This is a genomic window from Streptomyces sp. NBC_00016 (genome assembly GCF_045040885.1).
Lineage (GTDB): Bacteria > Actinomycetota > Actinomycetes > Streptomycetales > Streptomycetaceae > Streptomyces > Streptomyces coriariae.
This window is the reverse complement of record NZ_CP108304.1, coordinates 5201266-5213281: the sequence shown is the minus strand read 5'-3', so window position 1 is coordinate 5213281 and position 12016 is coordinate 5201266. Positions and strand designations below refer to the sequence as shown.

15 protein-coding genes and 1 tRNA gene are annotated in these 12016 nt (G+C 70.9%); 13 read left to right on the top strand and 3 right to left on the bottom strand.

What is annotated here, in order from left to right:
- Nucleotides 1–36: 36 nt before the first annotated feature.
- Together OG933_RS23105 and OG933_RS23100 are read left to right on the top strand one after the other, a co-directional pair.
- On the top strand, nucleotides 37–333 hold the full coding sequence (locus tag OG933_RS23105) for a type II toxin-antitoxin system VapB family antitoxin (protein ID WP_004943146.1): 297 nt from the start codon (nucleotides 37–39) through the stop codon (nucleotides 331–333).
- A 178-nt stretch (nucleotides 334–511) separates the two neighbouring features.
- Nucleotides 512–1147, top strand: a complete 636-nt coding sequence (locus OG933_RS23100) for a LytR C-terminal domain-containing protein (RefSeq protein WP_362530215.1) — start codon at nucleotides 512–514, stop codon at nucleotides 1145–1147.
- A 55-nt stretch (nucleotides 1148–1202) separates the two neighbouring features.
- Here OG933_RS23100 and upp read toward each other — a convergent pair whose 3' ends face one another.
- A complete protein-coding gene (gene upp, locus OG933_RS23095) occupies nucleotides 1203–1838 on the bottom strand; it encodes a uracil phosphoribosyltransferase (RefSeq protein ID WP_028807086.1) in 636 nt (211 codons plus the stop codon).
- 168 nt (nucleotides 1839–2006) lie between these two features.
- Between upp and OG933_RS23090 the strand changes: the two genes are divergently transcribed.
- The 4 genes from OG933_RS23090 to OG933_RS23075 all read left to right on the top strand — a co-directional run bounded on the left by OG933_RS23090 (nucleotide 2007) and on the right by OG933_RS23075 (nucleotide 3733).
- Nucleotides 2007–2210 (top strand): hypothetical protein, encoded by a 204-nt coding sequence (locus OG933_RS23090; RefSeq protein WP_362530126.1) that lies wholly within the window; start codon nucleotides 2007–2009, stop codon nucleotides 2208–2210.
- A gap of 346 nt (nucleotides 2211–2556) precedes the next feature.
- Nucleotides 2557–3111: a hypothetical protein gene (locus OG933_RS23085; protein WP_020131306.1), complete on the top strand. Its 555-nt coding sequence runs from the start codon at nucleotides 2557–2559 to the stop codon at nucleotides 3109–3111.
- Between the two features lie 50 nt (nucleotides 3112–3161).
- A complete protein-coding gene (tadA, locus tag OG933_RS23080; RefSeq protein ID WP_020131307.1) occupies nucleotides 3162–3593 on the top strand; it encodes a tRNA adenosine(34) deaminase TadA in 432 nt (143 codons plus the stop codon).
- A gap of 55 nt (nucleotides 3594–3648) precedes the next feature.
- Nucleotides 3649–3733: transfer RNA gene (locus OG933_RS23075), tRNA-Ser, on the top strand.
- Here the strand turns inward: OG933_RS23075 and OG933_RS23070 are convergent.
- Nucleotides 3715–3987: a PLDc N-terminal domain-containing protein gene (locus tag OG933_RS23070; RefSeq protein ID WP_405628750.1), complete on the bottom strand. Its 273-nt coding sequence runs from the start codon at nucleotides 3985–3987 to the stop codon at nucleotides 3715–3717. The two genes, OG933_RS23075 and OG933_RS23070, sit on opposite strands and share 19 nt — an antisense overlap.
- 184 nt (nucleotides 3988–4171) lie before the next feature.
- Here OG933_RS23070 and OG933_RS23065 point away from each other — a divergent pair, with 184 nt between their 5' ends.
- The 5 genes from OG933_RS23065 to OG933_RS23045 all read left to right on the top strand — a co-directional run bounded on the left by OG933_RS23065 (nucleotide 4172) and on the right by OG933_RS23045 (nucleotide 7938).
- Nucleotides 4172–4348: a hypothetical protein gene (locus OG933_RS23065; protein ID WP_020131312.1), complete on the top strand. Its 177-nt coding sequence runs from the start codon at nucleotides 4172–4174 to the stop codon at nucleotides 4346–4348.
- Between the two features lie 18 nt (nucleotides 4349–4366).
- Nucleotides 4367–4660 (top strand): Dabb family protein, encoded by a 294-nt coding sequence (locus OG933_RS23060; protein ID WP_020131313.1) that lies wholly within the window; start codon nucleotides 4367–4369, stop codon nucleotides 4658–4660.
- A gap of 280 nt (nucleotides 4661–4940) precedes the next feature.
- Complete coding sequence (locus OG933_RS23055; RefSeq protein WP_362530119.1) at nucleotides 4941–5861, top strand: RNA polymerase sigma factor SigF; 921 nt, start codon at nucleotides 4941–4943, stop codon at nucleotides 5859–5861.
- A gap of 304 nt (nucleotides 5862–6165) precedes the next feature.
- Complete coding sequence (locus tag OG933_RS23050) at nucleotides 6166–7074, top strand: RNA polymerase sigma factor SigF (protein ID WP_020131315.1); 909 nt, start codon at nucleotides 6166–6168, stop codon at nucleotides 7072–7074.
- Between the two features lie 54 nt (nucleotides 7075–7128).
- Nucleotides 7129–7938, top strand: coding sequence for a hypothetical protein (locus OG933_RS23045; protein WP_405628747.1), 810 nt, complete (start codon nucleotides 7129–7131; stop codon nucleotides 7936–7938).
- Nucleotides 7939–8050: 112 nt separating this feature from the next.
- Here OG933_RS23045 and OG933_RS23040 read toward each other — a convergent pair whose 3' ends face one another.
- Nucleotides 8051–8248 (bottom strand): hypothetical protein, encoded by a 198-nt coding sequence (locus OG933_RS23040; protein WP_054242212.1) that lies wholly within the window; start codon nucleotides 8246–8248, stop codon nucleotides 8051–8053.
- Between the two features lie 593 nt (nucleotides 8249–8841).
- On the opposite strand from OG933_RS23040, the gene OG933_RS23035 reads away from it, so the two are divergent.
- Together OG933_RS23035 and OG933_RS23030 are read left to right on the top strand one after the other, a co-directional pair.
- Nucleotides 8842–9369, top strand: coding sequence for a MarR family winged helix-turn-helix transcriptional regulator (locus OG933_RS23035; protein ID WP_405628745.1), 528 nt, complete (start codon nucleotides 8842–8844; stop codon nucleotides 9367–9369).
- 13 nt (nucleotides 9370–9382) lie between these two features.
- On the top strand, nucleotides 9383–11941 hold the full coding sequence (locus tag OG933_RS23030; RefSeq protein ID WP_405628743.1) for an MFS transporter: 2559 nt from the start codon (nucleotides 9383–9385) through the stop codon (nucleotides 11939–11941).
- Nucleotides 11942–12016: the final 75 nt, after the last annotated feature.

Here is a 12016-nt window from a genome sequence, read left to right as displayed (position 1 = left end):
CTGCGCCCGGAACGTCTGGACCGGTAGGCTTTCCGTGTGATCTTCAAGCGCATCGGAAACGGCCGGCCGTACCCCGACCACGGCCGGGAAAGCACCCGGCAGTGGGCGGACGTCGCGCCGCGCCCGGTCCGCCTCGATCAGCTGGTGACCACCAAGCAGCAGCTCGACCTGGAAACCCTGCTCGCGGAGGACTCCACGTTCTACGGCGACCTCTTCGCGCACGTCGTGAAGTGGCAGGGCGACCTGTACCTGGAGGACGGACTGCACCGCGCGGTGCGGGCGGCTCTCCAGCAGCGACAGGTGCTGCACGCGCGCGTGCTCGAGCTGGACTGACCCAGCCAGGAGCCCCGCCAGGAGCCCTGTCAGAACCCCGCCCCGGCCCCGGCCGACCCTTCGGGTTGACCCTTTCGGGTGCTTTCCCGCGTCTCGAGCGGTGTCGGATGATCGTTTATTCGTCACGGCCGCCCGGGCGCACTACGCTGCGCCCATGAGCATGCTGACTCCCCCCGGCATGGGCGGCAAGTACCGGATCACGGGGGACAAATACCCCCGCATGCGCCCCCACCGACGACGCGGCAGGCTGGTCGTGGTGGTCGTCGCCTGCGGCGCCGTGCTCGGCGTGGCCGGCTGGGGCACCCTCCAGCTCATCGACGTCTTCACGGGCGGTGGAGGTACGGCCACGGCTGCCGGAGTCGGCTGCTCGACGAAGGCGACCAAGGCGAGCCCCGCGGCCTCCGCGTCCGCCGTGGCCGGCGTGGCCGGCGCGGCGCCCAAGCCCGCGCAGATCACCGTGAACGTCTTCAACGCCACCACCCGCAGCGGCCTCGCCAAGACCACCGCGGACGAGCTGAAGAAACGCGGCTTCAAGATCGGCGAGGTGGGCAACGCCACCAAGCAGTACGACAAGAAGGTCACCGGCACCGGGATACTGCTCGGCCCCGCGGCCTCGCTGAACACCTCGCTGCCGGTGCTCGCCACCCAGCTCACCACCGCCGAACGCCGCACCGACGCGGCCCGTGCGGGCACGGCGCTCGACCTGATCATCGGCAACCAGTTCAAGGCGCTGACCAGCCCGACGGCCTCGGTCGAGGCGCTGTCGGCCCTGGCCGCGCCGCAGCCGACGGCGTCCACGAAAAAGGGCTGCTAGCAGCAGCCCTTCCCGCCCCGCCCCGCCTGTGGTCAGGCGGCGGTCGGGTGTCGGCTCATTCGGCCGCGCCGTAGAGCCGGTCGCCCGCGTCGCCCAGGCCCGGGACGATGTAACCGTGCTCGTTGAGGTGGTCGTCGATCGCCGCCGTGACGACGGTGACCGGGGTGCCCGCGAGCTCGCGCTCCATGAGCTCCACACCCTCCGGGGCCGCGAGCAGCACCACGGCCGTCACGTCGTCGGCGCCGCGCCGGATCAGCTCGCGGATCGCGGCGACCAGCGTGCCGCCGGTGGCCAGCATCGGGTCCAGGACGTACACCTGGCGGCCGAGGAGGTTCTCCGGCATACGCGTGGCGTACGTGGACGCCTCGAGCGTCTCCTCGTTGCGGATCATGCCCATGAAGCCGACCTCGGCGGTCGGCAGCAGCCGCATCATGCCGTCCAGCATGCCGAGACCCGCGCGCAGGATCGGCACGACCAGCGGGCGCGGGTGGGAGAGCTTCACGCCGGTGGTCGGGGAGACCGGCGTCTTGATGTCGACCTGCTCGGTGCGCACATCACGCGTGGCCTCGTAGGCGAGCAGGGTGACCAGTTCGTCGGCCAGCCGGCGGAAGGTCGCGGAGTCCGTGCGCTGGTCGCGCAGCGTGGTGAGCTTGTGGGCGACCAGAGGGTGGTCGACGACGTGGAGGCGCATGTCCACAACAGTAACCGGGCCGAACCCGCCCGGCGTCCCCACTCACAGTGAACCTCTCCCCCTCGGCTTGACCTCGGGTTGGGCCGTTGACCGGCATCAAACCGCCCGTCGGAGGGAAAGTGGGAGAAAGGTAAGGAGACGGACCGGGGTACCCGGAGTGGTGTGCTGATGCCTGAGCTGCCCAACCTGCCCGACGACGACTCGCCGCGGAAGGCGCGGTCGGACGAGACCGACGCCGAGCGACGACGACGCCGCGCCCGGTTCCTGCGCGAGCTGGCCGAGGCCCGCGAACTGCGCGACCGGGTCCAGCCGCGCCGCGCCAAGACCGCCCGGCTGCGCCACGCGATGCGCATGCGCACCTTCCGCTGGTAGCCGCGGCCGTACGGGACTTGGGGCATACGGGGAAGATCGCCACCGTCACGGGTGTCGCGTGGGGCGGGCGTGCGTGGGCGCATGGCAAAGCCGCGTACGATCCGCTGGTGGCGGCAACGAGAGCACCGGTGAGTCGCTCGACGGACGTCTCGGGTACGTGCACATGGACGTATACGTGGGCGTGCGATCAAAACCACCGGACACAGGGAGCCGAAGACGTCCCCTGGACGCTCTGTTTCTGCCACGATTCCGAGTGGGTGGGGCTCGGAGCCTGAGCTCTCTCCGCCCGCAACCTCCGCCGGGGGGACCCCCAACCGGCACGCCTAAGACCAGTGGGAGAGTCACGGTGTACTTCGCCGCACTGCTCGCGCGCACCGAAGACGGGTGGGAAGCGAGCGACACAGAGCTCGACGATGTGGAGACCCTGTCGGATCTGGCCGACCTGGCCCGGGAGGCCTCTCCCGACGACGACACGGTGCTCGTGCTGATCGAGCAGGAGGACTCCTGGTTCGGGGTCGTCCGCATCGACGGCGAGGAAGACCCTCGCATCTTCGTCTCCGACGCCGCCGCCGCCGCCCGCAGTTCGTACGGCGAGATCCTGCTCACCGACGAACTGCTCGGAAGGGACCCGGGTGACGACGACGACCTGGACGCCCTCGACCTCGACGGCACCGAGGACGGTGAGAACGAGGACGAGGACGACGACACCGAGGACGAGGGTGTCGTCGGCGTCGTGAACGGCAGCCCGGCCGAGGCCGTACCGCACGGCCCGGTCGGCGACGCCGGCATCCTCGACGACCTCGGCGTCGGCGAGAAGGAACTGAGGTCGCTGTCCTCGGACGCGGTCACCGAGATCGCCGACGCCCTGGGCGCCTCGGAGGTCCTGGAGACCGTCCGCTGACCGCACCGCGAACGGCGCCGGATCCCGTACGCGACCGCTGGCGGGCCGCGATGCGGCTCGCCCTGGACGAGGCACGGCTGGCCGCCCGGGACGGAGACGTCCCGGTCGGCGCCGTCGTGCTGGCTCCGGACGGTACGACGGTCCTCGCCAGGGGCCACAACGAACGGGAGGCCGGCGGCGATCCGACGGCCCACGCGGAGGTGCTCGCCGTCCGGCGGGCGGCCGCCGCGCTGGGCGAGTGGCGGCTGTCCGGCTGCACGCTCGTCGTGACCCTCGAACCGTGCACGATGTGCGCGGGCGCGCTCGTGCAGTCCCGGGTGGACCGGGTCGTCTACGGCGCCCGCGACGACAAGGCGGGCGCGGCCGGCTCCCTCTGGGACGTCGTCCGCGACCGACGGCTCAACCACCGCCCCGAGGTCGTCGAAGGAGTCCTCGCCGAGGAGTGCGCGGGGCTCCTCACGGAGTTCTTCCGCGACCGCTGACCGCCCCCGAATACCGATTTCAAACCAGGGCCCGCCTTGCTGTAAGGTCTCCCTCGGTAGCGTGTCCGAGCGGCCGAAGGAGCTCGCCTCGAAAGCGAGTGTGGCGCAAGTCACCGAGGGTTCAAATCCCTCCGCTACCGCTTCTGGACGAAGGGTCCGGCTCCATGAGTCGGGCCCTTCGTCGTGTCTCCGGGCTTTCGCGCGGCTCGGGGTGCTTGCCCAGGTACACCCAGGCGAGGCCGCCGACGACCGGGGCGCTGAGCAGGAAGAGCAGCCAGAGCAGCTTCGGCACGTACCGGACGCGCTCCCCGGGGGTACGGACGCAGTCGAGCAACGCCCACAGGCACAGCAACGCCACGAGGACCATCGGGGCGACGGTCAGCGGTTCCAGCATTTTCCTCCCCTTCCCTTCTTCCACTCCGCCCGGCACGCACCGGCGTTCACCCCCTCATCGGACGACGACCCGCGATCGGTTCACGAACGCGCCGTGGACACTCAAAAGCGGTGTGAAAATCGCACTTACGGTTACACTCGCCGCCGTCAACAAGGCCCGGGTGGGCTCATACAGGGGAGGCCAGGTGGCGGTGAACGCCAAGAAGATCGCCGTCTACGTACTCGTGGTCTTCGTGCTCTACGTGATCATCACGGACCCGGCGAAGGCGGCCGACTACGTCCAGATAGGCTTCCAGGGCATATCGGACGCCGCCAAGGCCGTCGGCGACTTCTTCACCTGGCTGGCCGACGGGGCCGAGTAGCTCGCACTGGGAGTGCCCATGATCCGCCACCTGGTCCTTTTCAAGCTCAACGAGGGCGTCGAGCGCGACGACCCCCGGGTCGTGCGGGGTGAAGCGGCCTTCCGGGCACTCGGCGGCCGGATCGAGGAACTGCGCTTCTGGGAGCTGGGCTGGAACATCAGCGACCGGCCCATCGCCTACGACTTCGCGATCAACTCGGCGGTCGAGGACGCGGACGCGCTGAAGCGGTACATCGAGCACCCGGCCCACCAGGAGGGCGTCGCCCTGTGGCGCGAGTTCGCCACCTGGGTGGTCGCCGACTACGAGTTCTGAGCAGCCCTTTTCGGCTTCCGGCCGCCGTTCCCGGCTTCCGGCCGCCGTTCCCGGCTTCCGAGCCGCCCTTCTCGGCGTTCTTCAAGCAGTCCTTTCGTCAGTTCGGAGCCCTCCGCGGGAACAGCGGGGGGCTTTCGCACGCCGGGAATCAGGGTGCACGGCTCAACCTCTCCCTCAACACGGCGTTATGGGGTGCTTGCACACAGTGCACATGTCTTGTGATGCTATGACCGCTTTTGACGGATGAGTTGACCGATGTTGACCTGACGAAGAGGTGGCGTTGACCGTGTCGGCCAGTACTGCGCCGCCTCAGGAAGAGGCACCCCCGGCACCCGCCCCCGCGCCTGCCCTGGAAGCCGTCCCGCAGGCCCCTGCGGCAGCCGTCACGGAAACCCTCGCGGAAGTCCCCACGGAACCCGTCCAGCCGCCCGAGCGGCGCCGGGGCGCCGACACCCGGGCGCTGACCCAGCTGCTCTTCGGTGAGCTCAAGGAGCTCCAGCCGGGCACGCCGGAGCACAACCGGGTGCGCGGGGCGCTCATCGAGGCCAACCTCCCGCTCGTGCGCTACGCGGCCGCCCGCTTCCGCTCCCGCAACGAACCGATGGAGGACGTCGTCCAGGTCGGCACGATCGGCCTGATCAACGCCATCGACCGCTTCGACCCGGAGCGGGGCGTGCAGTTCCCGACGTTCGCCATGCCGACGGTGATCGGCGAGATCAAGCGGTACTTCCGCGACAACGTCCGCACGGTCCACGTACCGCGCCGGCTGCACGAGTTGTGGGTGCAGGTCAACAGCGCGACCGAGGACCTGACGACCGCCTTCGGCCGCACTCCGACGACGGCCGAGATCGCCGAGCGGCTGCGCATCGGCGAGGACGAGGTGCTCTCCTGCATCGAGGCGGGCCGCTCGTACCACGCCACCTCGCTGGAGGCGGCCCAGGAGGGCGACGGCCTGCCGGGCCTGCTGGACCGCCTCGGCTACGAGGATCCGGCGCTGGACGGCGTCGAGCACCGCGACCTCGTGCGCCACCTCCTGGTCCAACTCCCCGAGCGCGAGCAGCGCATCCTGCTCCTGCGCTACTACAGCAACCTCACGCAGTCCCAGATCAGTGCGGAACTCGGCGTCTCCCAGATGCACGTGTCCCGGCTACTCGCGCGTAGCTTCCAGCGGCTTCGCTCGGCAAACCGCATCGAGGCGTGACGCGGGGCCCGAAGGACACGTCACTCGATCAGGGCTCGGAAGCATGAGCGAGTCGTCACCGCTGAGAGCGAATCACTCACCCGGCCCCTTCCCGGCAGATCTGCGCTGAAATGCCATCAGACCCCCTCTTTCCAGGGCTGATTCGTCACTCACATGTCGACATGTCACTACAGCGTGTTGCCGACATGTGACATTCTGCCGGAAGCGCGTTTGCCGGGGCTTCGGCTCCGGTATTCAGGTGAAGGCTGACGTTCCTCAAGCGGGAATGTTCGCCGCGACCGTCCCGCGACCCAAAGGGGGTGGCATGTCCGCAGATCAGGGCAGCTCCGAGGTGCTCACGCTCACAAAGAGCGAGTCCGCGCCAAGCGCGCCCGTCGAGCCCGCCGTGCTCGACGTGCTCGACGACGTCACGGCCCCCGAGGCCGCTCCGGCCCCGGTACTCACGACAGGGGCCATCGACACCCGCACCCTGTCCCGCTCCCTGTTCCTGCGACTGGCCACCCTCGCCGAGGACAGCCCCGAGCGCATGTACGTCCGGGACACCCTCATCGAGCTCAACCTCCCCCTCGTGCGTTACGCGGCGGCCCGCTTCCGCTCGCGCAACGAACCGATGGAGGACATCGTCCAGGTCGGCACCATCGGCCTGATCAAGGCGATCGACCGCTTCGACTGCGAACGGGGCGTGGAGTTCCCTACGTTCGCCATGCCGACGGTCGTGGGCGAGATCAAGCGCTTCTTCCGCGACACCTCGTGGTCGGTGCGCGTGCCGCGCCGCCTCCAGGAACTGCGCCTGGCCCTCACCAAGGCCAGCGACGAGCTCTCCCAGAAGCTGGACCGCTCGCCGACGGTCGCCGAACTCGCCGCGGTGCTGGGCGTCTCCGAGGAGGACGTCGTCGACGGCCTCGCGGTCGGCAACGCCTACACGGCCTCCTCGCTGGACTCCCCGGCCCCGGAGGACGACGGCGGCGAGGGCTCCCTGGCCGACCGCCTCGGCTACGAGGACACGGCCCTGGAGGGCGTGGAGTACCGCGAGTCGCTGAAGCCGCTGCTGGCCAAGCTCCCGCCCCGCGAGCGCCGCATCATCATGCTGCGCTTCTTCGCCAACATGACCCAGTCCCAGATCGGCGAGGAGGTCGGCATCTCCCAGATGCACGTCTCCCGTCTGCTGACCCGGACCCTGGCGCAGCTGCGCGAGGGCCTGATCTCCGACTAGCCGAACCCGGCCCGAGGACTTCCCTCCTGACGGAGCGTCAGCGACACTGACGCGATGCGAAGTCCGACACGGGATCCGACACGGGCACGTGGCCGCCGGGGCGCCGTATGGGGCGCGTCGGCGGCCGCCGTCGTGATGGCGGCCGGTCTGTTGGCCGCCTGCGGGGGAGACGGGCACACCGGCGGCTACGTCGCCATCGGCGGAGCGGGCGACACCGCGCTGCCGGGCACGCGGACCGGCGACTCGGCGGATCCGACGGGCGGAGTACGGCTCGTCCCGCTGGACGACGAGAGCGGCGCCCCTGCGGGGCCGGCCGGTCCGGGGGCCCCGGCGAGCGAAACGGCCGGACAGGGGGCGGAGGGCACCGCGGGAGGCGACGCCGGGTCCGGCGCCCCACGGATCACCACCCCTGGCGTCCCGGGCGCCTCAGGCACCCCGGGCGGCTCCCCTGGCGCCGAGAGCGGCTCCGGAGGTGCCGAGGGCGGCTCCGCGGGCGGTACGCCATCGGACGCGTCCTCACCGGCGCCCACGGCCCCGCCGAGCACCGCGCCCGCGGGACCGGCCTCGCTCGCCGTGAGCGATCCCGTCCGCGCGGGGACGGATCAACGGTGGTGCGAGGACGTGACCCTCACCTTCCGCAACTCCGGTGGCACCGCGGTGCGTTCCGGCACGGTCACCTTCGGGACCCATGTCATCGACGCGATCGGCATCGACTGGGCGACACGCGAGTCGACGGCCGCGCTCCCGACGCCGATCGCCGCGGGGGCGCGCGAGGAGAAGACCTGGACGGTCTGCGTCGACGCGTGGCGCGTACCGCTGGGCATGCACATCGAGACGCGGGACGTGTCGGTCCGGTGGGAGTGAGCGGGCGGCGCCGGACATGCAAGGAGACGGGGGCGTGCGCGCCGACCCCGCTGTGACGCACGGCGGTCGACGCGCTCGGTCACCCCGTCACCTGTCCGGTGCGGGCCGGCGGTTACTTCAGCGCCAGCCAGGCGACCGCAGCGACGATCACGACCGCGGCGACGATGCCGACGATCAGGCCGATACGGGGCCCGGACTGGGTGGGAGCCGGCTGGGCGGCCCGGGGCGCGCCGTCGTCGACGAACGCGCGGAACATCTGGGTGCTGCCGGCGGGGTCGTGGTTGCCCTGGGGGCCCTGCGTGTTAGCCATGGGCCGAGACACTAGCGAAAATGCGCGGGGCGCCCCAAGTGGGGGTAGGAAGTCCGGCCGACCGGAACCCCCCGGACCCGCCCGCCCACTTGGGCACCCGGAACGCGTCCGCCGCTCTCGCCGGCCACCTTGCCCGGCATCCGCCGGGGACCGCCGAGCACCGCCGAGCACCGCGCCGAGCACCGCCGGCCGGACGCGATCTCCCACCCGGGAGACGGCCCAAACAGAGTCGCCCGCACCCGGGAGACGGCCCAACGGAATTGCCCGGCACCCGGAACCAGCCCGGACCGAATCACCCCACCCCGGGAGGCGGCTCGGGCCGCGCCGGCCACCCCCGCCGCCGAGCCACCCCCGTCCCCGAGCCGCCGCTGCGGACGCCCGCCGCCGGGCCCCTACTGCCAAGCCCCGCTGCCGCGCCCCGCCCCAACCGCCCCCGGTCCCGCCCGGATCAGGCATTCGCGACGCCCCCACCTGCACATTTACCGTCGCAATACTTGCCTTTGCCAACTTTTTGCGGGCCTCACGGCCGTCTTATTTGCCTGTAGCAACCAACCGCTCCTATGGTTGCCCTAAGCAACAAACTGGGAGGTGTGATGGCAGGGCAGGCGCAGTACGAGGAGCTGGCGCGTCAGCTCAGTGCCGTCGGGGCGGTCAAGCGCGACCTCGGGCGGATCCTGCCGCCCGACTGCCCCGCGGGCTCGGCCGGCGTACTGGCGCTCCTCGGCCGCCACGGCGACATGCGCATGAGCGCTCTCTCCGAGCTGCTCGCCGTCGACATGTCCGTGACCAGCCGACACGCCGCGCACCTCGCCGACCGGGGCTGGATCGAACGCTCCCCCGACCCGGCGGACAAGCGCTCCCGCATCCTGCACCTCACGCCCGAGGGCCACGCGATGCTCGTCGAGCTGTCACGCCGGAGCACCGAGCTGCTGGCGGAACGGCTCGGCGACTGGACCGACGCCGAGGTCGGCCGGCTGATCGCCCTGCTGACCCGGCTGCGCGCCAGCTTCGGCGAATGCCGGACGGTCACGCACCGGCCGCCGGCCCCGCCCGCGCCGCCGCCTCCCGTTCCCGTAAGCGAACAGACACCGACCACCCGTACACCCGCACAAGCAACATAGGAAAAGGAAGCCCATGGCAACGACCACACCAGCCGGTGTGCGGGCTCACGCGAAGCACGGCGGAGGGTCGCACGGCTCCGCCGAGGCCACTCCGATGACCCACCGGCAGATCATGGAGGCCCTCTCCGGGCTGCTGCTCGGGATGTTCGTGGCGATCCTCTCGTCCACGATCGTCTCGAACGCCCTGCCGGAGATCATCGGCGACCTCGGCGGCGGCCAGTCCGCCTACACCTGGGTCGTGACCGCCACCCTGCTGTCGATGACGGCGACCACCCCGCTCTGGGGCAAGCTCGCCGACCTGTACCCCAAGAAGGCGCTCGTCCAGATAGCGCTGGTCATCTATGTGCTCGGGTCAGCGGCCGCCGGTCTGTCGCAGAACCCCGGCATGCTGATCGCCTGCCGTGTCGTGCAGGGCGTCGGCGTCGGCGGTCTGTCCGCCCTCGCGCAGATCGTCATGGCGGCGATGATCTCCCCGCGTGAGCGCGGCCGTTACTCCGGCTACCTCGGCGCGACCTTCGCCGTCGCCACCGTCGGCGGTCCGCTGCTCGGCGGTGTCATCACCGACACCAGCTGGCTCGGCTGGCGCTGGTGCTTCTACGTCGGCGTCCCCTTCGCCGTCATCGCGCTGATCGTGCTCCAGAAGACCCTGCACCTGCCCACCGTCAAGCGGGACGTGAAGGTCGACTGGGCCGGCGCGTTCTTCATCTCCGCCGCGGTGTCGCTGCTGCTGGTCTGGGTCACCTTCGCCGGTGACAAGTACGACTGGCTGTCGTGGCAGACGTACGCGATGGTCGCGGGCTCGATCGCACTCGGGCTGATCTTCGTGCTCGTCGAGTCGAAGGCCACCGAGCCGATCATCCCGCTGCGCCTCTTCCGCAACCGCACCATCACCCTGTCCTCCATCGCCTCGATGTTCGTCGGCGTCGCGATGTTCTCCGGCACGGTGTTCTTCGCCCAGTACTTCCAGCTGGCCCGGGACAAGTCCCCGACCATGTCGGGCGTCATGACGATCCCGATGATCGGCGGCCTGTTCGTCTCCTCCACCGTCTCCGGGCAGTTCATCACCAAGACCGGCAAGTGGAAGGCCTGGCTGGTCAGCGGTGGCGTGCTCATCACGGCCGGCCTCGGTCTGCTGGGCACCATCCGCTACGACACGGAGTACTGGAAGACCGCGGTCTTCATGGCCCTGCTGGGCCTCGGTGTCGGCATGATGATGCAGAACCTGGTGCTCTCGACGCAGAACCAGGTCGAGCCGAAGGACCTCGGCTCCGCCAGCTCCACGGTCACCTTCTTCCGGTCCCTGGGCGGTGCGATGGGCGTCTCGGCGCTGGGCGCCGTCATGGCCAACCGGATCACCGACTACGCCAAGGACGGCATCACCGACCTCGGCCCCAAGTACGCCTCCCTCGCCTCCGGTTCGAGCTCCTCCAGCTCGATCCCGGACATGGACAAGCTGCCCGCGCCGCTGCGCACGGTCATGGAGAGCGCGTACGGCCACGGCATCGCGGACGTCTTCCTGATCGCGTCCGTCCTGGCGCTGCTCGCCCTTCTGATCACCCTGTTCATCAAGGAGGTCCCGCTGCGGACCAAGGGCGCGCTGGCGCAGGCCGCCACGGCGGAGGCGGAGACCCCGGCCACCGCGACCACCGCGGCCGCTGCGGCTCCGGCCGCGGTCACTGCTCCCGCCGAGGAGCACGTCCCCAGCTGGGCGGTCGCCGAGACGGCTGCCGAGCCGGGCCGGGAGGCCGGTCCGCAGGGCACACAGCGGCTCGCCGCCGTCGCCACCGCCGAACCCCTCCAGGCGCCCTCGGGCGGTATCCCGGTGCACGGCTTCGTGCGCGGCGCGGAGAGCGCGCCCGTCCCGCAGGCCGCCGTCACCCTGATCTCGCTCGCCGGACGCCAGCTCGGCCGGTCGGTCGCGCAGGCCGACGGTTCCTACGGACTGGACGCGCCGGGCACGGGTTCGTACGTGCTGATCGCCTCCGCCGACGGCTTCCAGCCGCAGGCCTCCACGATCGTGGTGAACGGTGAGCCGGTCGCGTACGACATCCTGCTCAGCGGGACCAGCGGCCTCAGCGGTGTCGTGCGCGCCGCCGAGTCGGGTGAGCTGGTCAAGGACGCCATGGTGATCGTCACCGATGTGCGCGGCGATCTGCTGGCCACCGCGGCCACCGGTGAGCAGGGCGAGTTCTCCTTCGCCGAGCTGGTGCCGGGCGCCGTGACCGTCGCGGTGAACGCCGTCGGGTTCCGGCCGCGCGCCCTGCCCGTCGAGGTCGGCACGACGGGCGTGACCCGCGCGGAGGTCGTCCTCGAAGCGGGTGCCCAGCTCCAGGGCGTCGTCCGGGCGCCGTACGGTCCGCTGGCCGACGCGCGCGTGACGCTCGTCGACGCGGCGGGCAACGTGGTCGGCACCGCCACCACCGGGGCGGACGGGGCGTACGCCTTCGCCGACCTCGACGGTGGCGAGTACACGGTCATCGCGACCGGCTACCCGCCGGTGGCCACCGCGCTGACCGTGGCGGGCGCCGGCGTCGACGGCCACGACATCGAACTCGCCCACCCCGGCGAGTAGTTCCGACAGTTATCGGCTCCGGCCCGGTGCGGGGGTTTCTGCCCCGCACCGGGCCGGTTCCAGTTCGAGGAGTAC

Bases quoted from the DNA above. Each gene is read 5' to 3' on its own strand.
- OG933_RS23045 (WP_405628747.1), top strand. From the start codon at position 7,129: ATGCGAAGTCCGACACGGGATCCGACACGGGCACGTGGCCGCCGGGGC.
- upp (WP_028807086.1), bottom strand. From the start codon at position 1,838: ATGCGCCTCCACGTCGTCGACCACCCTCTGGTCGCCCACAAGCTCACC.
- OG933_RS23070 (WP_405628750.1), bottom strand. From the start codon at position 3,987: ATGCTGGAACCGCTGACCGTCGCCCCGATGGTCCTCGTGGCGTTGCTG.
- OG933_RS23090 (WP_362530126.1), top strand. From the start codon at position 2,007: ATGCCTGAGCTGCCCAACCTGCCCGACGACGACTCGCCGCGGAAGGCG.
- OG933_RS23040 (WP_054242212.1), bottom strand. From the start codon at position 8,248: ATGGCTAACACGCAGGGCCCCCAGGGCAACCACGACCCCGCCGGCAGC.
- OG933_RS23035 (WP_405628745.1), top strand. From the start codon at position 8,842: ATGGCAGGGCAGGCGCAGTACGAGGAGCTGGCGCGTCAGCTCAGTGCC.
- tadA (WP_020131307.1), top strand. From the start codon at position 3,162: ATGCGGCTCGCCCTGGACGAGGCACGGCTGGCCGCCCGGGACGGAGAC.
- OG933_RS23060 (WP_020131313.1), top strand. From the start codon at position 4,367: ATGATCCGCCACCTGGTCCTTTTCAAGCTCAACGAGGGCGTCGAGCGC.
- OG933_RS23100 (WP_362530215.1), top strand. From the start codon at position 512: ATGGGCGGCAAGTACCGGATCACGGGGGACAAATACCCCCGCATGCGC.
- OG933_RS23030 (WP_405628743.1), top strand. From the start codon at position 9,383: ATGGCAACGACCACACCAGCCGGTGTGCGGGCTCACGCGAAGCACGGC.
- OG933_RS23050 (WP_020131315.1), top strand. From the start codon at position 6,166: ATGTCCGCAGATCAGGGCAGCTCCGAGGTGCTCACGCTCACAAAGAGC.